General features: G+C 66.9%; 16 protein-coding genes. 6 read left to right on the forward strand and 10 right to left on the reverse strand.

All coding sequences use genetic code 11. The annotated features are described in order from the left end of the window. Nucleotides 1–34: 34 nt before the first annotated feature. From BBX35_RS16035 to BBX35_RS16055, 5 genes are all read right to left on the reverse strand, one after another. The gene (locus BBX35_RS16035) at nt 35–637 is read right to left on the reverse strand and encodes a YceI family protein (RefSeq protein WP_067222061.1); all 603 of its coding nucleotides are present in this window, start codon (nt 635–637) and stop codon (nt 35–37) included. A 108-nt stretch (nt 638–745) separates the two neighbouring features. Then, nucleotides 746–1,642 carry an ROK family protein gene (locus tag BBX35_RS16040; protein ID WP_067222703.1) on the reverse strand — a complete coding sequence of 299 codons (897 nt, stop codon included), beginning with the start codon at nt 1,640–1,642 and terminating at the stop codon, nt 746–748. Between the two features lie 25 nt (nt 1,643–1,667). Next, nucleotides 1,668–3,317 (reverse strand): ABC transporter ATP-binding protein, encoded by a 1,650-nt coding sequence (locus tag BBX35_RS16045; protein ID WP_067222063.1) that lies wholly within the window; start codon nt 3,315–3,317, stop codon nt 1,668–1,670. Further along, the gene (locus tag BBX35_RS16050) at nt 3,314–4,135 is read right to left on the reverse strand and encodes an ABC transporter permease (protein WP_067222064.1); all 822 of its coding nucleotides are present in this window, start codon (nt 4,133–4,135) and stop codon (nt 3,314–3,316) included. Before BBX35_RS16050 ends, BBX35_RS16045 begins: the two co-directional genes overlap by 4 nt. A gap of 27 nt (nt 4,136–4,162) precedes the next feature. Beyond that, entirely contained in the window at nt 4,163–5,107 is a 945-nt protein-coding gene (locus BBX35_RS16055) for an ABC transporter permease (protein WP_067222066.1), read from the reverse strand. Between the two features lie 255 nt (nt 5,108–5,362). Between BBX35_RS16055 and BBX35_RS16060 the strand changes: the two genes are divergently transcribed. Further along, a complete protein-coding gene (locus BBX35_RS16060; protein ID WP_067222068.1) occupies nt 5,363–6,316 on the forward strand; it encodes a TAXI family TRAP transporter solute-binding subunit in 954 nt (317 codons plus the stop codon). Between the two features lie 147 nt (nt 6,317–6,463). After that, entirely contained in the window at nt 6,464–8,221 is a 1,758-nt protein-coding gene (locus BBX35_RS16065; RefSeq protein ID WP_067222069.1) for a TRAP transporter permease, read from the forward strand. An 85-nt stretch (nt 8,222–8,306) separates the two neighbouring features. Here BBX35_RS16065 and BBX35_RS16070 read toward each other — a convergent pair whose 3' ends face one another. Both BBX35_RS16070 and BBX35_RS16075 read right to left on the reverse strand, forming a co-directional pair. Then, on the reverse strand, nt 8,307–9,812 hold the full coding sequence (locus BBX35_RS16070; RefSeq protein WP_067222071.1) for an ABC transporter substrate-binding protein: 1,506 nt from the start codon (nt 9,810–9,812) through the stop codon (nt 8,307–8,309). 85 nt (nt 9,813–9,897) lie between these two features. Next, entirely contained in the window at nt 9,898–11,169 is a 1,272-nt protein-coding gene (locus BBX35_RS16075) for an acetylornithine deacetylase/succinyl-diaminopimelate desuccinylase family protein (protein ID WP_067222072.1), read from the reverse strand. A 140-nt stretch (nt 11,170–11,309) separates the two neighbouring features. Here BBX35_RS16075 and BBX35_RS16080 point away from each other — a divergent pair, with 140 nt between their 5' ends. Beyond that, nucleotides 11,310–12,287 carry a DUF6030 family protein gene (locus tag BBX35_RS16080; protein ID WP_067222074.1) on the forward strand — a complete coding sequence of 326 codons (978 nt, stop codon included), beginning with the start codon at nt 11,310–11,312 and terminating at the stop codon, nt 12,285–12,287. Here BBX35_RS16080 and BBX35_RS16085 read toward each other — a convergent pair. Continuing rightward, on the reverse strand, nt 12,265–13,191 hold the full coding sequence (locus BBX35_RS16085) for a pirin family protein (RefSeq protein WP_067222075.1): 927 nt from the start codon (nt 13,189–13,191) through the stop codon (nt 12,265–12,267). The two genes, BBX35_RS16080 and BBX35_RS16085, sit on opposite strands and share 23 nt — an antisense overlap. Nucleotides 13,192–13,411: 220 nt before the next feature. Continuing rightward, nucleotides 13,412–14,482 (reverse strand): type I restriction endonuclease, encoded by a 1,071-nt coding sequence (locus BBX35_RS16090; protein WP_067222077.1) that lies wholly within the window; start codon nt 14,480–14,482, stop codon nt 13,412–13,414. Between the two features lie 155 nt (nt 14,483–14,637). On the opposite strand from BBX35_RS16090, the gene BBX35_RS16095 reads away from it, so the two are divergent. Continuing rightward, complete coding sequence (locus BBX35_RS16095; protein WP_067222078.1) at nt 14,638–16,194, forward strand: alkaline phosphatase family protein; 1,557 nt, start codon at nt 14,638–14,640, stop codon at nt 16,192–16,194. Between the two features lie 11 nt (nt 16,195–16,205). Here BBX35_RS16095 and BBX35_RS16100 read toward each other — a convergent pair whose 3' ends face one another. After that, nucleotides 16,206–17,255 (reverse strand): LysR family transcriptional regulator, encoded by a 1,050-nt coding sequence (locus BBX35_RS16100; protein ID WP_067222080.1) that lies wholly within the window; start codon nt 17,253–17,255, stop codon nt 16,206–16,208. A gap of 178 nt (nt 17,256–17,433) precedes the next feature. On the opposite strand from BBX35_RS16100, the gene BBX35_RS16105 reads away from it, so the two are divergent. Then, a complete protein-coding gene (locus BBX35_RS16105; RefSeq protein WP_067222081.1) occupies nt 17,434–17,892 on the forward strand; it encodes a (2Fe-2S)-binding protein in 459 nt (152 codons plus the stop codon). A gap of 4 nt (nt 17,893–17,896) precedes the next feature. After that, a complete protein-coding gene (locus BBX35_RS16110; protein ID WP_067222083.1) occupies nt 17,897–20,119 on the forward strand; it encodes a xanthine dehydrogenase family protein molybdopterin-binding subunit in 2,223 nt (740 codons plus the stop codon). Nucleotides 20,120–20,121 lie beyond the last annotated feature (2 nt).

Here is a 20,121-nt window from a genome sequence, read left to right on the forward strand (position 1 = left end):
GTGATGCGTTTCTGGAAATACCCTGAGGCAGCGCCTAGTCCCGGATCGCTTCCAGATCGATGCGGATGGAGACCTCGTCGCCGACGAGACCGTTCTCGACGGCATAGGTCATGCCGAAGTCGGACCGCTTCAGCGTGGTATTCGCGCTGATGCCGATCACATAGGTCCCGCCGAAAGGATAGGGGCCGATCTTGTTGAGCGTCACGTCGAGCGTGACCGGGCGGGTAACGCCGCGCAGCGTCAGGTCGCCGGTCACCGTGCCGGTCGTCTCGGTTTTCGCCTCAGCCTCCGTCATCCGGAAGGTGATGCTCGGATGGGCTTCGGCATCTAGAAAGTCGCCCGAGCGCAGGTGTCCGTCGCGCCGCTCGTCGTTGGAAAAGACGCTCCCGGCCTCGATCGCCACAGAGAGATCGGAGAGCTCCCGCGTTTCCTCGTCATAGGTGAAGCCGCCTTCGCCCTTCAGGAACAGTCCCCAGGTCGGGGCGTAGCCGATATGCATCGCATTGAAGACGATGGAGAAGTGGCTCGGGTCGATCCGGTAGCTGCGCGGCTCGGCATGTGCGGGCACGGCCGCGACGGCAAGGCTGGCGACAAGAGCGCTGAAGGCAGCGAACCGAACAGGCGTGAACGAGACCATGTGACAAGCTCCTCCCTGATGATCCTCATCCAGCATATAGGCGGGCTATCCGCGACAGCGAGGGGAGGGCGGCGAGCGGCCGCAGCCAAAGCCGACGGAACGTCCGGCTCAGTCGTTCCACAGCCAGGCGGCACCGCGCACGCCGGAACTGTCGCCGTGAACTGCCTTTCGGATCGGCACGTCGTACTGGTCGGAGAAAACGTGCCGAGGGATCTCGTTCGGCAGCAAGTCGTAGAGCTCGGCGATGTTCGACATTCCGCCGCCCAGCACGAAGACATCGGGGTCGAGGATGTTGGCGACCATCGCCATGGCACGGCCCAACCGCGATACGTAGCGTTCCAGGTTGGCGAGCGCGTCCGCCTCTCCCGCGCGGGCGCGCTCCATGATCTCGTGGCCGGAGAACGCGCGTCCGGTCGCCTGCTGGTAGTCCCACTGAAAGCCCGTCCCCGAACACCAGCGGTCGATGGTGCCGCGCTTGCCTGTCCAGCAATCTGGCCCGGGGAATTCCTCGTCCGTCATCCACGGCACGGAAATATTGCCCCATTCGCCGCCGATGCCGTTGCGGCCGCGATGCGCCCGCCCGTCGATGGCGATCCCTGAACCGCAGCCCGTGCCGATGATGATCGCATGCACCACATGCGCGCCTTTGCCGGCGCCGTCCGTCGCCTCCGACACCGCAAGGCAGTTGGCGTCGTTCTCGATGCGGACCGGCCGTGCAAGCGCGGCCTCCAGGTCGCGGTCGAGCGGCATGCCGTTCATCCAGGTGGAATTGGCGTTCTTGACGAGACCGGTTGCCGGCGACAGCGAACCGGGGATGCCGAAGCCGACGGTACCGCGCTGGCCCGTCGCGCTTTCGGCGGCCTCCACGAGGCCGACGACGGCGCGGATGCAGCCATGATAGTCATCGCGCGGCGTCGGCACCCGCAGGCGGAAGCGTTCCGTGCCGTCCCGCTCCAGCGCGATGATTTCCATCTTGGTGCCGCCCCAGTCGATGCCGAGGCGCAAGGGTCCGCTTGCCGCCATACTCATGTCAGGTCGTTCTCGCCTCTTCGATCCGGCGGCGCGCCGCCAGCGCGTCCTCCAGGCGGGGTGCTGCCGCCACCAGAAGCCGCGTATAGGGATGGCGGGGATGATCGAACACCCGCGCCGTGCGTCCGCGTTCGACGATCTGGCCGCCGTTCATCACCATCACGTCGTCGGTGATCGCCCGCACCACGCTGAGGTCGTGCGAGATGAAGAGATAGGCAAGCCCGTGCCGGGCCCTGAGATCGGCGAAGAGGTCGAGGATCTGCGCGCGGATCGACACGTCGAGCGCCGAGACCGGCTCGTCGGCGATGATCAGCTTCGGGCGCGTGACCAGCGCTCTTGCGATGGCGATGCGTTGGCGCTGTCCGCCGGAGAACTCGTGCGGGTATTTCGCCATGTCGGCTTCCGACAGGCCGACCTCGGTCAGGACGGCCGCGACCCGTTCCTTCGCCTCGCGCCCGTCGATCTCGCCACGCAGCAGATAGAGCGGTTCGGCCACCACGCGGCCGATGCGATGGCGCGGGTTGAAGCTGCCGTAAGGGTCCTGGAACACCACCTGCACAGCCCGGTGCACCGCCTCGCGCGTTGCCCCGCGTGCCGAATGGGGATCCTGGCCGAGCACGGAGATCGCCCCGCCGTCCGGCGCCTCCAGACCCAGCAGGGCGCGGGCCAGCGTCGACTTTCCGCAGCCGGATTCCCCGACAAGGCCGATGCTCTGACCGGGGCGGATGTCGAAGCTGACGCGGTTGACGGCGACCACCGGCGGGCTTTTGCGGAACAGGCTTGCGCGCGGCTGAGGATAGGCACGCACCAGCTCGCGCACCGAGAGGATCGGCTGCATACCGTGATTGGCCGGGCTGTGGGCAGGCCCCTTCGCCCGCTTCGGCACATGGTTCGAGGCCGCCATCAGTGCCTTCGAATAGGGATGCGTGAGATTGGCGAACAGCGCGGCGGTGGGCCCGCTCTCGACGATCTCGCCATCCTTCATGATCGCCACCCGGTCGGCCATCTCCGCCACCACGGCAAGGTCGTGGCTGATCAGGAGGCAGCCCATCTTCTCCGCCTCGACGATCTCCCGCACCAAGGCGAGGATCTGCGCCTGGATGGTGACATCGAGCGCCGTCGTCGGCTCGTCGGCGATCAGCAGGTCCGGTTGGCAGGCGATCGCCATGGCGATCACGACCCGCTGCCGCTGCCCGCCGGACAGCTGATGGGGGAAGCGCTCCGGCGTCACCCGCGCCCGCGCCAGACCGACCCGGTCGAGCAGCACGCGCACCCGCTCCATCGCCGTAGCCCGCGTCATCCGCATGTGCAGGACCAGCCCTTCGGCGATCTGCTCGCCGATGGTCTTAACCGGGTTGAGCGCGGTCATCGGCTCCTGGAACACCATGCCGATCCGCCGTCCGCGCAGCCGGCACATCGCCGCCTCGCTCACCGACAGCACGTCCGCCTCGTCCAGCAGGATGCGCCCGCGCGCCTCGGCGCCGTGCGGAAGCAGCTGCATGGCCGCCAGTGCGGTCATCGACTTGCCGGAACCGGATTCGCCTACCAGGCCGAAGGTCTCGCCGCGGCTGATTTCCAGAGAGACACCCTTGAGGATCCGCTTGCCGTGGATGTCGACGTCCAGCCCCTCGACCGCGAAGAAGCCGCTCATGTGGTGCGCCTCTTCAGTCGCGGGTCGAGCAGGTCGCGCAATCCGTCGCCCAGCAGGTTGAGACCGAGCACGGTGACGACGATGGCAAGACCCGGATAGAGCGCAAGGCTCGGCGCCAGCGCCATCATCGTCTGCGCCTCGTTCAGCATGCGTCCCCACGAGGCGAGCGGCGGCTGCGCGCCGAGGCCGACATAGGAGAGGCCCGCCTCGGCCAGGATGCCGAGCGAGAACTGGATCGTGCCCTGCACGATCAGCAGGTTGGCGATGTTCGGCAGCACATGCTCGGCGATGATCCGCACTTCGCCCTTGCCGGAGACGCGGGCGGCGAGCACGAACTCGCGCGACTTGAGCGCCAGCGCGCCGCCGCGCGCCACCCGCGCGAAGACGGGAATGTTGAAGATGCCGATGGCCAGGATCGCATTGATCGCGCCGGGGCCGAGGATCGCGGTGATCATCACCGCCGACAGCAGTGCCGGGAAGGCGAAGACGAGATCGTTCGCCCGCATCAAGGTCTCGTCCAGCCAGCCGCCGCGCGCGGCCGCCAGCAGACCCAGCGGCACGCCGACGAGAATGCCGATCCCCACCGCCACCAGGGCGACGGCGATGGATGTGCGCGCGCCCACCATCAGCATCGACACCATGTCGCGGCCGAACTGGTCGGTGCCCAGGAGATGCGTCAGCGAGGGGCCCTTGAGCCGGTTGGCGACCGACAGCACGTCGATGGGATAGGGCGTCCAGACCAGCGAGATCAGCGCCGCTGCGAGGACGAAGGCGACGATGGCCGCGCCTGCGACCAGCGTCTTGTGCTGCGCGGCCATGCGCAGTGCTCCCGGGCCAGCCATCGCTCAGCGCCTCCTCAGCCGCGGGTCGACGAGCGCATAGGCGAGATCGACGAGGAAAGTCACCAGAATCACGCAGGCGACCAGCAGCACGACGACGCTCTTCACCACGATCAGGTCGCGCTGGGTGATCGCCTGGAAGATCAGCCGCCCGAGACCGGGCAGGTAGAACACGTTTTCGATGATGATCGTGCCGGCGATGAGGAACGAGAACTGCAGGCCAAGGATCGTCAGGACCGGGATCAAGGCGTTGCGCACCGCATGCTTCCACAGCACCGCGCGCCGCGTCAGGCCCTTGGCGCGCGCCGTGCGGACATAGTCCTCGTGCAGCGCGTCGATGAGGGAGGAGCGCATGACACGGGCAAGGATCGCCGCCTGCGGCAGCGCCAGCGCGATGGCCGGCAGCAGGAGGGCTTTCAGCGGCGGCCACAGGCCGGCCTCCCATCCGGGAAAGCCGCCGGAGGGCACCAGCCGCAGCGTGACCGCGAAGACGAAGACCAGCAGCATGGCGAACCAGAAATTCGGCACGGCAATGCCGACCTGCGTCAGGGCCATGATGCCGCCGTCCTGCCAGCGGCCGCGCTTGGACGCGGCATAGACGCCGACGGGGATCGCGATTGCGGTGGACAGCGCCAGCGCCAGCAGCGCCAGCGGCAGCGAGACGGTAATGCGCGCCGCGACGAGGTCGGCCACCGGCACGGAATAGGTGTAGCTGGTGCCGAGATCGCCGGTGGCGAAGCCTGTGACCCAGCTCGCGTAGCGCTCCCATACCGGGCGGTCGAGGCCCATCTGGCTGCGCAGCGCGGCGAGCGTGTCTTCCTGCGCGTTGAGGCCCAGCATTACCTGCGCCGGGTCGCCCGGCACCACCTCCAGCACCAGGAACACGACCACGGTCGCGACGATCAACGTCGCGAACAGTCCGGCAAAGCGTTTGGCGGCGTGGACCAGCATCGGGCGAAGCGGCTCCGGGCGAGAATCTGTCGACGCGCCAACGCTATAGGGGATGGGCCCGGCGGAAAAGGGGGAGGTGAGGGCGCAATGGCAGGGCATGAGCATGACACCCTCGTCATTTTCCGCGATTTCAGGGGTGCATGGTGCGCGCGCGCGGACTAATCTCGGCCTCCCGAACCGCTTGCCGGCCCGGCCGTCCTGCTTGCGGGCGGCCCGCCCGAAAACACTGCAACGAACGATCCCCTGGGAGGATACATGACGATCTGGAGCAAACTCGCCATTGCCGGTCTCGCGGCGCTCGTGCCGCTGTCCGCATCCGCCGAGACGCGCGTGACCTACAAGTCGGCCTCTGCCGGCACCTCCTATTACCAGATGGGCGTGCAGATCGCCGAGGCGATCAAGGCCGGTACCGACGGCAACATCATCGTCACGCTGGAAGAGAGCCAGGGCTCGGTCCAGAACGTGATGGAAGCCGCCGTTCGGCCGGGCAACTACGTCTTCACCACGCCTCCCGGCCTCGTCGGCCTGGCGCAGGGCGCCAAGGGACCGTTCGACGGCAAGGGCAACCCGAAGTTCGACGAGATCCGCGCGCTCTTCCCGATCCCCTCGCTGACGATGCACTTCATCATGTCGACGGAAAGCGGCGTGACCGACTTCGCCGGCATGGAAGGCAAGAACATCCTGATCGGCAAGGGCTCCTTCGGCGCCACGGAAGGCGCCAAGTATCTCGAGCTCTTCGGCCTGAAGGACAAGGTCAACCTCGCCGACGTCGAGCTGTCCAATGCGGGCGCCGCGCTCAAGAACGGCCAGATCGACGGCTTCGTGACCGCCGGCTCCTGGCCGGCGCCGAACGTCATCGAGGCGGCCGCCGGCACCGGCGTGACGCTGCTCTCGCTCTCCGACGAGCAGGTCGCGGCCACCAAGCGCACCCGCACGGTGATCCCGGCCGGCACCTATGCCGGTCAGGACAAGGACGTCGTCACCACGTCGCTTGATGTCGTGGCCTTCACCAGCACTGCGATGGACGACGAGACCGCCTATCAGATGACCAAGACCTTCTGGGAGCAGAAGGAAAAGATGAGCGCCGATGCGCCGTGGTGGAAGGGCGTGACGACCGACATGCTCGCCAGCATTCCCGGCAAGATTCATCCGGGTGCGCAGCGCTACTATTCGGAAAAGGGCATTGCCCTGACCGACGCGCAGAAGTAAGCGCTCACCAGCGTCTGGGGTCGGCCTCTAAGCCGGCCGTCCGCCAGACTTACGCGGTTCCGGCCCGGGCATCTGTCCGGGCCGATGCCTTTTCCCTTGCAGCTTTCGTTTCCGGCTCGGTGCCGGCGGTTCACCAGGACGGCGTTCATGTCTCTTTCGGCCCGGCTCTTCTGGGCAGCGCTCGGCGCGCTGTCCATCGGCTTCCACCTCTGGCTGGTCTTCACCGGCCTGGTGCCAAACCTGGTCAGCCGGCCGTTGCACATGGCGCTTGCCGTTCCTTTCGTCTTCGTGCTGATGGCGCGAACCCCGTTCCAGCGCTGGACCGGCCTGCCGCTGGCCACCGTCGGCATCGCCGCGTGCCTGTGGGTCGCCTGGAACCACGACATGCTCGGCGACCAGTACGGCTTCCTGGTGGATGACGGACAGCTCGCCATCGCCCTTGTCCTGCTCTTCGTCACGCTGGAGATGGCGCGCCGCGCCATCGGCTGGCCGCTGCCGCTGGTCGCCGCGATTGCGCTCGCCTATGCGGTCTGGGGCGAGGCGATCCCCGGCGAGTTCGGCCATCCCGGCCTGCCGATGGCCAGCCTGTTCGGCACGCTGACGATTGCCGAGGGCGCCCTGTGGGGCAAGCTGACCGGCGTCTCGGTCTCGGTCGTCGCCATCTTCGTCATCTTCGGCGCGGTGCTGAATGCCGGCGAGGCCGGGCAGGGCTTCATGAATGTCGCGGCCGCCGCCGCTGGTCGCCTGCGCGGCGGCGCGGCCAAGGTCTCGGTCATTTCCTCCGCGCTGTTCGGCTCGATCTCGGGCTCGGCTTCGGCCAATGTCGCCTCCACCGGTGCCATCACCCTGCCGGCGATGACCCGGCTCGGCTATCCGCGCTCGCTCGCCGGCGCGGTCGAGGCGGTCGCCTCCTCGGGCGGTCAGATCATGCCGCCGCTGATGGGTGCAGGCGCCTTCGTGATGGTGGAGCTCACCGGCACGCCCTATTCGGACATCATGATGGCCGCGCTCCTGCCGGCCTTCCTCTATTTCCTCGCCGTGTGGGTGGGCATCGACGCTTTCTCCTTCCGCCATGTGCTGAAGGGTATCGCGCCGGAGGATCGGCCGGCCCTGCGCGCTGTCCTCATCACCTCCGCTTTCTTCCTCGTTCCGTTCTCGGTCCTGCTTTGGGGCATGTTCGGGCTTGGCGTGACGCCGCAATATGCCGCCTCGCTGGCGATCCTTGTCGGCGCCTTGCTCTTGGTCCTCGATGCGCGCCTGAGTTTCGACTGGCGCCGCACCCTGTTGCGATTGGAGGAAGCGGCGGTGAATTCCGGCCGGCAGATCGCCACCATCGCGGCGATCATCCTGTGCGCCTCCATCATCATCGGCGTGCTCGGGCTGACGGGCCTTGGGGTCAAGATCACCTCGCTGATCCTGTCCGGCTCGGGCGGGCTGCTGTGGCCGGCGCTGCTGCTCACCGCGCTTGCCTGCCTCATCCTCGGCATGGAGGTGCCGACGACGGCCGCCTACGTGATCTGCGTTTCGGTGGCCGGCCCGGCGCTCACCGCGCTCGGCGTGCCGGTGCTGCAGGCGCATCTCTTCGTGTTCTGGTACGCGCTGCTGTCGACCATCACGCCGCCGGTCTGCGGCGCGGTCTTCATCGCCGCAGGCATGGTGGGGGAGAACTGGCTGAAGGTCGCGGCCTCGGCCATGGCGCTCGGCCTCGGGCTCTATCTCGTGCCGCTCGGCATGATCGCCAATCCGGACCTGATCGCGCTCGCCGCGGACCCGGCCATGGCACTGCTCGCCGCGCTCAAGGTCGGCGCGGCCCTCTCGGCCATCTCCTTCGGCGTCATCGCCCCGATCAATCCGCTGCTGCGAGCCGGGCTCGTCGCCGGCGGCGGCGTGCTGCTCTTCATCTGACGGGAGCCTGCATCGGGACAAGCAAAAGGGGCGGGGCCTTTCGGCCGCCGCCCCTTGTCGTTTCTCGCCTGCCGTCCGGCCGGAACTACTCCCAGTGGACGCCGGTCAGGTCGTTCGCCTGGATCGGCGAGTTGACCCACATGCCCTTGAGGTTGGCGCTCCACACGCCGGCCTTCGCCAGCTGGAACAGGAACACGTTGACCGCGTCTTCGGCGATGATCCGCTGCGCATCGCCCAGCAGCTTGTAGCGCGCCTGTTCTTCGGTCGTCGTTTCCAGCTCGGCCATCACCTTGTCGAAGGCCTCGCTGTCATACTGGAAATAGTAGTCCTTGCGGCCGTAGATGTTTATGTCCATCGGCTCGGTGTGGGAGATGATGGTGAAGTCGAAGTCCTTGTTCTTGAAGACTTCCGACAGCCACTGGGCCCATTCCAGCGGCACGATTTCCAGCTCGATGCCGATCTTCTTCAGGTCCGAGGCGATCAACTCGCCGCCGCGGCGGGCATAGGTCGGCGGCGGCAGCTTCAAGGTCGCCTTGAAACCGTCCGCATAACCGGCCTCGGCCAGCAGCGCCTTCGCCTTGTCGAGATCGAGCGGATAGGTGTCCGTCAGGTCCACATAGGCGGGATGGTGCGGGGCGAAATGGCTGCCGATGGGCGTGCCGTTGCCGAACATCGCGCCGTCGATCACCGCCTGCCGGTCGACCGCATGGGAGATCGCCCGGCGCACCCGCACATCGGCGAGAGGGCCCTTCTTGTTGTTCATGGCGAGGATGGTCTCGCCCTCGGTCGAGCCGACGGCCACGGTAAAGCGCGGATCGGCTGCCAGCATCGGCAGGTTCTCGGTCGCCTGGAAATTCGGGAAGGCGTCGATGTCGCCGGCCATCAGCGCGGCGAGCTCCGCCGCCGGATCGGCGATGATGCGGAAGGTCGCCCGGTCGAGCTGCGCCGGCTCGCCCCAGTATTCGGCGTTCTTGGCCAGCTCGATGCGGTCGCCCTGCACCCACTGCACCAGCTTGAACGGTCCGGTGCCGATGGGCTTGGAGGTGTTGGAAGAGGCGGTCTCCTCGGCCACCATCGCCGCATCGCCCCAGCCCAGATTGAACAGGAACGCGCCGTTCGGCTTCTTGAGCGTGACCTTGAGCGTCAGCGGGTCGACGACCTCGACCTCCTCGATGCCCTCGAACAGCGGCTTCTGCGCATTGGTGCTGAACTCGCCGCGCGCCCGGTCGAGCGAGAACTTGGCGTCATCGGCGTCGAAATCGGTGCCGTCGTGGAACTTTACGCCCTCCTGGAGGCGGAACGTGTAGGTCAGCCCGTTTTCCGAAATCTCCCAGCTCTTGGAGAGCCAGGGCTTCACCGCGCCTTCCGCATCAATGCGGGTCAGCCCCTCGAAGATGTTGGCGTAAGTGATCTCGTCGATGGCGGCGGCCGCACCCGCCGTCGGGTCGAGATGCGGCGGCTCCAGCCGCACGCCGATATTGACGTCGGTGCGGATCGCCTGCGCGCTCGCCTGGGTGATCGGGGCAGTTGCCGCCAGCATCGCCGCAAGGGCGGTGGCGAGCACGCCGCGCCGGGTGAAACGTCCAGTCATGCCTGAGGCCTCCCGTTCTTTTGCACGTCCTTCGCCCGTCCAGCCACCGGAGGGGCGGGTTCTCGTCCCGAGTGTGCGCTGCACACTAGCGCGCCATTCCCAGCAGCGCCATCGTCGCTTGTGCCATCACTTTCGCGCTGTCGACCATGTCGTCGATCCCGACGAACTCGTCCGGCCGGTGGGCGAGATCGAGAATGCCCGGGCCATAGGCGATGCAGTCGTGCAGGTGGCCGATGCGGGCGATGTGCTTTTGGTCGTAGGAGCCGGGCGAGATCACGTAGTCGGGGCTCTTCGCCAGCACCTCGCGGATGCCGTCCGCCACCGCCCGCACCACCGGCGCGTCCCGGTCGGTCATGGTCGGGATCACTTCCATCAGGTCGCGAATGCGATAGTCGAAGTTCTGCCGCGTGCGCGTCAGGTCGTCGAGGATCGACATCACCTCGTCCTTGACCTCGTCCAGGCTCTCCTCGATCAGGTAGCGCCGGTCGATGACCATGCGGCAGCTGTCGGGCACGCAAGGGGAGGGCAGCCCATCGAAACCTTCCGGCTGGCCGCCATGGACCGAGTTGATGTTCAGCGTCGAGGAGCGCGCCCCCTCCGGCACCACCGGCATCTCGGTATGCTTGGCGGCGAGCTTGGGGAACAGCTCCGTCTCGAACCGGTCAAGCACCGCGCCCATGTGGCGCACGGCGCAGTCGCCCAGGAACGGCATCGAGCCGTGGGCGATGGAACCCTTGGTCTCGATCTCCGCCCACCATACGCCCCGATGGCCGAGGCAGATGCGGTCCTTGTTCAGCGGCTCGGGGATGATCACATGGTCGACGCGCGGCTTGGAGAACATGCCGAGCCGGGCGAGATAGGCAACGCCGCCGAAGCCGCCGGATTCCTCGTCCACCGTACCGGAGATCTCGATGGCGCCTGGGAAGTCCGGCATCGCCTCCAGCAGGGCCTCCACCGCGATGATCGAGGCGGCGAGCCCGCCCTTCATGTCGCAGGCGCCGCGTCCGTAGACCTTGCCGTCCTTCACCTCGCCCCCGAACGGGTCGAAGGTCCACCCGTGGCCGGCCTCGACCACGTCGATATGCGAGTTGAAATGCACGCAAGGCCCCGGCCGGCGCCCCTCGATCCGGGCAACCACATTGGTGCGCGGATAGCGGGCGCTGTCGCCGGGCGTGTCCTCGGCCCGGATGTAGCGCACCTGGAACCCGCGCCGCGCCAGCCGGTTGCCGATCAGTTCGGCGCAGGGCGTATAGGCCTCGCCCGGCGGGTTGATGGTGGGAATGCGGATGAGGTCCTGCGTCAGCGCGACGACGTCGTCCCGCTTGTCTTCGACGCGTCTAAAAAGCGCCTCCAGCATGTGGTCTCCCATGATAGGACTTGAACTGCGCAACCGGTGGTGTCGGGACGGCATCGTGCCTCAGGCCGGAACCGGTTTCCAGCGCATCCGCAAGGCAGGCCTTGCGGGAATTCCGGGCATAGCGCCGGGCAGGAGCGGCAATGGCGAAAGACGCGGCGTCACGCAGTGGGGCCCAGCCGGAAAAATCGATCCTGCCTCCGCTGGTGCGCGGGGCGGCCGGGCCCGGTGCGTCCGCGCTTGCCGCAATGAACCGTCGCCGGCTTTTCGCCAGGATGCTGATTCTGCTGGCGATCGGCAGCGGTCTCGCCGCCGGGGCGCTGCTGTTCCTGCGAGCGCCGGAAGAGGCACCGCCCCCTGCCGAGGTCGGGCCGCCCGATCCCTTTGCCGGGCTTTCGCCGCGCGTGCGGGCCCGTCTCCTGGACGAGGCGCCGGATGCTGCGCTCGACCAGCCGGCCGCCTTCAAGCGGGTGTTCGGCGGCGATCCGCGCGACCTGTGCGAGGCGATCTCCGCTCTCGGCGTGCCCATGTCGGAGTGGCGGCTCGACCCCTTCGTTGCCGGCTTCTGGTACTGCGTCAGCGATCTCGCGGTGATCGGGCGTGCTACACCGGAAGGAGCCCGTTCTTCGCTCTTCGTCAACTTGCGCGGCCAGTCGCAAGGCGCGCTCAACACGGTCCGGATCAAGCTGAACGGCGACAACCCGCAGACGGCGCCAGCTGCCCGTGCCGCGCTGCTGCGCGTGCTGGACGCGGTCGGCGAGCGCTACGGCTGGCCCTGGCCGGCGGAGTTCAGGGCGGCCATCGAGCAGGGCGGCGAGATCGAGCTGGAGCAGTTCGGCATGCGCCTGCGCGTGCTGCCCGAGGACGCGCAGCTGACCGGCGACGCGGCGGCGGTCGTGCGGCTCAACGTCATTATCGACTTTCCGGTCGTCGACCTCGTGGCCCCGGCCGAGCTGTTCGCCCCCTTCGCCTGGGAGGAGGAGGCCGGCAGGCGCCGCCGCAACCGCCCGGTGGGCGGCGCGACGCTGCGCACGCCGCCCTCCGGGGACATCATCTTCAGTGCGCCGGAGGAGGAGACGGAGGGCGAGCGCCCGCCGCTCAGCGGCCGGGAAGGGGGATGAAGTCTTCCGCGTCGCCCGGCACGGTGTCGAAGCGCATCTGCTTCCAGTCTTCCTTGGCCTGGTCGATCCGCTCCTTCGACGAGGAGACGAAGTTCCACCAGATGTAGCGCGGCCCGTCCATCGGCTCGCCGCCCAGCACCAGGAAGCGCGCCGGCAGCAGGCCGGTCGCCCGCACCGTGATGTTGTCGCCCGGCTTGAACACCAGAAGCTGACCTTCCTCGAAGCTCTCGCCGGCGATTTCGATGGTGCCGCCGACCGTGTAGATCGCCCGCTCCTCGTGGGTGGCGTCGACCGGCATGGTGCGGCCCGGCTCCAGCGTCACGTCCGCGTAGATCGTCTCCGAGGCGGTCTTCACCGGCGAGCGGGCGCCGAACAGGTCGCCTGCGATCACCCGCACGCTGACACCATTGTCCTCCAGCACCGGCAGGTTGTCGCGGCCGACATGCTCGAAGGCCGGTGCGGTTTCTTCCGCATGCTTGGGCAGGGCCACCCAGCTCTGGATGCCGAAGAGCTTGCGCGGCTTGCCCTTCACCTGCGGGTCCTCGCGTTCGGAATGGACGATGCCGCTGCCGGCGGTCATCCAGTTGAGCTCGCCCGGGCGGATCGCGAGATCCGAGCCGAGGCTGTCGCGGTGGTGGATCTCGCCCTCGAACAGGTAGGTGACGGTCGCAAGGCCGATATGCGGGTGTGGCCGCACGTCGATGCCGCCGGTCTCCAGGAACTCCGCCGGCCCCATCTGGTCGAAGAAGATGAAGGGGCCGACCATCTGCCGCTTCGGCGAGGGCAGGGCGCGGCGCACCTCGAAGCCGCCGAGGTCCCGGGCGCGCGGCACGATCACCGTGTCGATCAGGTCGCAGGCGCCGGCATCGCCGGGCGTGGGGTCGAGGTCGGGCATCCAGGTCATCGGCAGGTCTCCCTCTGGCGGACTTGCCCGCGCAGGGACAAGCGGCTGGACATCGGGCTTCGCCGGTTCCGGCGGCAGCCCGTCAGGGTCTCGCCATTCCGCTCGGAAGGCAAGGCGAAGACATGGAGATAACCGCTGCAAAATCTCGCGCTAGGTGCGGATCGCGCGACACAGCGTTCACGTCAGCGGAACTCGGCTCCGGCCGGTCTGCGCCTGCCTGTCAGACAGGCTCGGTCGCAAGGTACCTGGTGACCGTTTCGAGGATTTTGTCCTTGTGGGAAAAGATCTCCTCGAGAGACTCGATCGGGATCCGCGTTTCCGCCTTGGCTTCGTCGAAGACCCCGATATGGAACTTCTTTCCGTTGAAATGCAGACGGACGATAGGTTTGCGATTGTTGTTCTCGAAAAGAATGCCGCAGTAGGATTTCTGGTCACGCATGTGGATGTTCGAGGCCGGCGTCACCTCGGAACAGATTGCCCGTATCATGTAAAAGGCATCGAGTTCTTCCTGGGTGGTGACGATATCGCTCGTCTCTTCCTCGGCCAGGGCCTCTGCCTCCGGTGCCGCATCTCGCTCACTGCCTTCGAGGACCGCGTTGAATTTTTGCCGGGCCTTTTGTCTGAACAGGTCGTCGAACGCGCGTTTGATGATCGGTCGCAGCCCTTCCACAACTTGCTTGGTGATGTTGCCTTCGTAGAAGCTGCGGGCGACGAACTTGACGAATTCGTCGTCGGGGGCGTTCCACTGGCTGTTGATGTAAGCGGTCGCCAGTCGGGTGTATTTCATCGAAGACGCTGCAGAACGGATCTTTTCGATGTCGAAGCGCTCGACATGGAATTTTTCGATCTCTTTCAGGTCGTTTTCGTCGTAGGCGTCCAGGTCGAACTTGAAGAAGGGGGTCGTGTCCATCTTGTTCTTGTCTTCGATGTCGGTGAAGAACCAGAACTGGATACCGTTGGTCAGGATGGCGATCCGGGCCTCGGTCACTGTGAAATAGCGAAACAGCTGATTGTACTGCGCGTCGGAGAGGTTGGTGCTGATCGACTTGGCCTCGATCAGGTATTCGATCCTGTCGCCGATCCTGACTGCATAATCGACCTTCTCCCCCTTCTTTGTCCCGACATCCGAAACGAATTCTGGAATCACTTGGGAAGGGTTGAAAACATCGAAGCCCAAAGCGCGCAGGAAGGGCATTACGACAGCGTTTTTTGTGGCCTCTTCTGTCTGTGCCATCTTGCGTGCAGACTGAGAGCGAACGGACAATTCGGAAACAGAGTCCTTGAAGCTCATAATAACCCCCGAAATAAAAAACACCTGAAAACATGCAGAAGTATCGAAGTTAGAAATTGGAAATTCAAGAGTATTTTTCTAGGTTGTAGCCTCCGTCACCGCGCTGCAATGCTCCGCTGCTAACCAGCCGAAAACTTGGTCTCAGGGTTCTGGCGATGTCTCTCAACGTGCTTCTCATCACCGCCGACCAGTGGCGCGGCGACTGTCTCGGCATCGCCGGCCACCCGGTCGTGCGCACGCCCAATATCGACGCCCTGGCACGGGAAGCGGTGTATTTCTCCCGCCATTACTGCCAGGCCGCGCCCTGCGCGCCGGCACGTGCCTGCCTCTATACCGGCCTCTACCAGATGACCAACCGGGTGGTGCGCAACGGTACGCCGCTCGATGCGCGGCACGACACCATCGCGCTTGCCGCCCGTCGGGCCGGCTACGACCCGACGCTGTTCGGCTATACGGACCAGTCCGTCGACCCGCGCACGGTCACGGGCGACGACCCCTGGCTGCGCACCTACGAGGGCATTCTGCCGGGCATGAGCGTGCGTGTGCGCGTGCCGGAGGATCACGGCCCCTGGCTGTCCTGGCTGGCATCGCGCGGGCACGAGCTGCCCGATCCGCCGCAGGACATGTGGCTGCCGGTCGACGGCCCCGCCGATCCGCCGACGGGCCGTCCGGCCCGCTATTCGGCCGAGGAGACCGAGACGGCGTTCTTGGTCGACGAGTTCCTGCGCTGGCTCGGCGAGGTGGAAAGCGCTCCGCCCGCCCGAGCCAAGGCCGGCGGCCGTCCCTGGTTCGCGCATCTCAGCTTCATCCGCCCGCACCCGCCTTTCATCGTGCCCGAGCCCTATGCCTCCATGTACGATCCGGCCGATGGGCCGGGCTTCCTCGGCGCGGCAACGCCCGAGGCGGCGGCGCGCCTGCATCCCTTCCTCGGCTATGCGGTCGAGCAGCAGGACAAGTCGCATTTCGTCTGGGGCGCGACGGGCAAGGTGCGCGACTGGGACGAGAGCGTGCGCCGGCAGATGCGCGCCACCTACTGGGGCATGGTCTCTGAGGTCGATGCGCAGATCGGCCGCATCGTTGCCGAGCTCAAGGCGCGCGGGGAATGGGACAACACCCTGGTCGTGCTCACCGCCGACCATGGCGAGATGATGGGAGACCACCAGCTCTTCTCCAAGCTTGGCTTCTACGATCAGGCCTATCACATCCCGCTGATCGTCCGCGATCCGCGCAAGGGCGAGGGGCATGGCCGCACGGTCGAGGCCTTCACCGAGTCCGTCGACATCATGCCGACAGTGCTGGAAGCGATCGGTGCGACCTGTCCGTCATGGCTCGACGGAGCGCCTCTGACGGCCTTTCTGGAAGGGGGCGTTCCGGCCGAATGGCGCGATGCTGCGCACTGGGAATACGACTTCCGCGAGGTCGCGACCGGCGAGGCGCAGGCCGCGCTCGGCCTGTCGCTCGATGCCTGCTCCATGAGCGTGATCCGCGATGCGGACGTGAAATACGTCCACTTCGCCGGCCTGCCGCCGCTGCTCTTCGACCTTGCCGCCGACCCGCACGAGACGCGCAATGTCGCGGGCGACCCGGCCTATGCCTCGCTGCGGCTGCACTATGCGGAAAAGATGCTGTCCTGGCGCGCGCGCCATCTCGACCGACGGTTGACCGGCATCGAACTCACCGAAGACGGGCCGGTCGACGCCAGAGGCGCCTGACCGGCAGGGCTTCAGGCGGAAGCGGGAACGCGCTCTGCTTCGGCCGGCTGCTCCTGCGCCGCCGCCTCGGCGGCCACCTCGCCGGCGGGAGCGGGATTGGGGCGGCACATGCCGGCCAGCGTCTGGCAGACCGGCCAATGCCCGGCATCGCCGAGATCCGTCACCTCGCGCACCACATCGGCCACCGTCTCGCGCAGCCAGCGATGCGCCGGCTCGGCATCGTCGCGCCCGTGCCAGATCAGCGACACGGTGAAGTCGTCCAGCGCCACCGGCGGTTCGAAGATTTCCAGATCCAGCATTTCCGCCTTGGCCAGCGCGATACGCGCCGGCAGGCAGGAGACCAGGTCGGCCTTGGCGACCGCATAGGGCGCCATGATGAACTGCGGCAGCGTCAGGAACACCCGGCGCGACAGGCCGCGATTGGCAAGTTCCCGGTCCAGCGAGCCGCCGGTGGCGTTGCGCGGCGTCACGAGGACGTGCTCGGCCGCCACGAACTGTTCAAGGCTAGGCCCCTGCGGGCCGAACCGCCCGCGCCGGGCGATTCCCACCAACCGGTCCGAATAGAGCGGCATCGCCCGGTGGCGCGCCTCCAGCTCGCCGGCAACGCCGATGGCCATGTCGATCTCGCCGTCGTCCAGCATCGGCGTCATGCCGGCGGCGCGGGAGTTCTTGATGTGCAGGTCGAGCTTCGGCGCTGCGTTGCGAAACCGCAGGATCAGCGCTTCCAGCAGCACGGCCATCGAATTGTCGGTCATCGCGATGCGCACCGCTCGGTCGAGGCTGCACGGGTCGAAATCGAGCGCCGGCGCGATGGCCTCCTCGATCCGCCGCAGCGCCTCCGACACCGGCATGGCCAGCGACTGTGCCCGCGCGGTCGGCTCCATGCCCCGGCCCGAGCGCACGAACAGCTCGTCGTCGAGGAGAGCGCGCAGCCGCGACAGTGCGTTCGACATCGCCGGCTGCGACAGCCCGATGCGCCGCGCCGCGCGCGTCACGTTGCGCTCGCTCATGAGCGCGTCGAACGCCACCAGCAGGTTGAGGTCGACCGAGGATATATTCATCTCGTCAATGTTCCCGGATATCCAAAATCAATTGGACGATAGATGGATCGTGACCCACTTAAGGTCGCGTAGCAATCGCGCAAGTCCCGTCTGCCGGCTTTTTGCGTTCTTCGGGCGGAAGAAGGCAGGAAGAGGGGACTGGCGCGATCCAGCCAATCCCGTTCATCAGGAGGGACGGATGATCCGATTGAACATCAATGGCCAGGATCGCGAGATCGATGTCGATCCCGACACGCCGCTGCTCTGGGTCCTGCGTGACGAGCTCGGCATGACCGGCACCAAATACGGCTGCGGCATCGCCGCCTGCGGGGCTTGTACCGTCCATCTCGACGGCATGGCCGTGCGCTCCTGCCAGACCATGGCGAGCGATGCGGAAGGCATGTCCATCGTCACCATCGAGGGTGTCGACGGCAAGGCGGCCAAGGCCGTCCAGGACGCCTGGCGCGAACTCGAAGTGCCGCAATGCGGCTACTGCCAGTCCGGCCAGATCCTGGCCGCCACCGCGCTTCTCGCCGAGACGCCGAAGCCGTCCGACGAGGACATCGACATGGCGATGAGCGGCAATGTCTGTCGCTGTGCCACCTACACCCGTATCCGCGCGGCGATCCATCGCGCTGCCGAGACGATGGAGGGCTGAGCTCATGTTTCATGTCATGAAGCGAATGCAGGATGCCGCCGCGCGTCCCACCCGCCGCAACTTCCTGAAGATGTCGGCGGTCGCCGCCGGCGGTCTCGTCGTCGGCTCGCGGCTCGCACTGCCCGGCGCGGCACTGGCCGAAGGGGCCGCGGCGGAAGATGCCTTCACGCCCTTCATCCGGATCTCGCCGGACGGCCTCGTCACGGTGCTGAACAAGCATCTCGACATGGGGCAGGGCAACGCCACCGGCCTTGCGACGCTCGTTGCCGAGGAACTTGACGCGGCCCCCGAGCAGATGCGGGCCGAGTTCGCCCCCGCCGATGTCGAGCGCTACAAGAACCTTGCCTTCGGCATGCAGGGCACCGGCGGCTCCACCGCCATTGCCAATTCGTTCGAGCAGTACCGCAAGGCCGGCGCCACGGCCCGCGCCATGCTGGTTGCGGCGGCGGCAAAGGCCTGGGGCGTTCCGGCCGGCGAGATCACCATCTCCGGCGGCACGCTGTCGCACAGTTCGGGCAAGTCCGGCTCGTTCGGCGAATTCGCCGAGGCGGCGGCCAAGATGGAGGCTCCGGCCGAGGTGACGCTGAAGTCGCCCGACCAGTGGGTCTATATCGGCAAGTCCTTCCCGCGGCTCGACGTGCCGAACAAGACGGTCGGCGCGCCGAACACCTACGGCATGGATGTCCAGCGCGAGAACATGCTGGTCGCCGTGCTCACCCGTCCGCTGGCTTTCGGGGGGAAGGTGAAGTCCTTCAACGCCGATGCCGCCAAGGCGGTAAAGGGTGTCGTCGATGTCATGGAGGTGCCGGGTCATGGCGTCGCGGTGCTCGCGACTTCCACCTGGCCGGCGATCAAGGGCCGCGAGGCGCTGGAGATCGAGTGGGACGAGGCTGGCGCCGAGACCCGTTCGAGCGATGCCCTGTTCGCGGAGTATCGTGAACTGGCCGAAACGGCGGGGCCCGTGTTCCGCAACGACGGCGATGCGGAGGCTGCGATTGCGGGCGCTGCGACGGTGGTCGAGCAGGTCTTCGAGTTCCCGTATCTCGCCCATGGCATGATGGAGCCGATGGTGCTTACCATCCATGTCGAGGGCGACCGGGCAACGCTCTGGTATCCCTCGCAGTTCCAGACGGTCGACCAGCAGACGGCGGCGACGGTGCTCGGCATCCCGGTACAGAACGTGACGATCAACACGCTCTACGGCGGCGGCTCGTTCGGCCGGCGCACCTCGCCCGATGCCCGTCATATCGTCGAGGCGGCGAGCATCGCCAAGATCTGGGGCAAGTCGCAGCCGATCAAGCTGGTCTACACCCGCGAGGACGACACCCGCGCCGGCTACTACCGGCCGATGGGCGTCCACAAGGTGCGTGCGGGGCTCGATGCCGACGGCAATCTCGTCGGCTGGCATCACCGCATCGTCCAGCAGTCGCTGATGTCCGGCACGTTCATGGAGCAGTTCATGGTCCATGACGGCATCGACGAGACCTCGGTCGAGGGCGTCAAGGATGCCAGCTACGCGATCCCGGCCTTCCATGCCGAGCTGCACTCGCCGAAGGTCGGCGTGCCGGTGCTGTGGTGGCGCTCGGTCGGCCACACCCAGACGGGCTACGTGGTGGAAGCGATGATGGACAAGGCGGCACGCGCTGCCGGCGTCGATCCGCTGGAGTTCCGCCGCCGGCACCTGTCGCAGCCTTCCGGCATTGCCGAGCGCGACAAGGACAATGCCCGCAAGCTCGGTGTGCTGGACAAGGTCGCGCAGATGTCCGGCTGGTCGGGATCGCAGAATGGCGAGCGGTTCCGCGGCATTGCCGTGCACAAGTCGTTCAACACCTATGTGGCCGAGGTCGCGGAGGTCAGCCGTCGCGAGGACGGGACGTTCAAGATCGAAAACGTGTGGTGCGCGGTCGACTGCGGCGTCGCGGTCAACCCGGACAACGTCAAGGCCCAGATGGAAGGCGGCATCGGCTACGGCCTTGCGGCGGTGCTGTTCAGCGAGATCACCCTGACCGACGGTCATGTGGATCAGCTGAACTTCGACACCTACCGTCCGCTGCGCATCGAGGAGATGCCGAAGGTCGAGGTCGAGGTTCTGGCCTCCGCCGAGGCCCCGTCGGGCGCCGGCGAGCCGGGCACCCCGCCGGTCGGTCCGGCTGTGGCGAACGCGATCCTTGCCGCCACCGGCGAGCTGCCGGCGGTCCTGCCGCTGACCAAGGCCGGTCTCGCGTAAGG

The sequence above is a fragment of the Stappia indica genome, from assembly GCF_001696535.1.
Lineage (GTDB): Bacteria > Pseudomonadota > Alphaproteobacteria > Rhizobiales > Stappiaceae > Stappia > Stappia indica.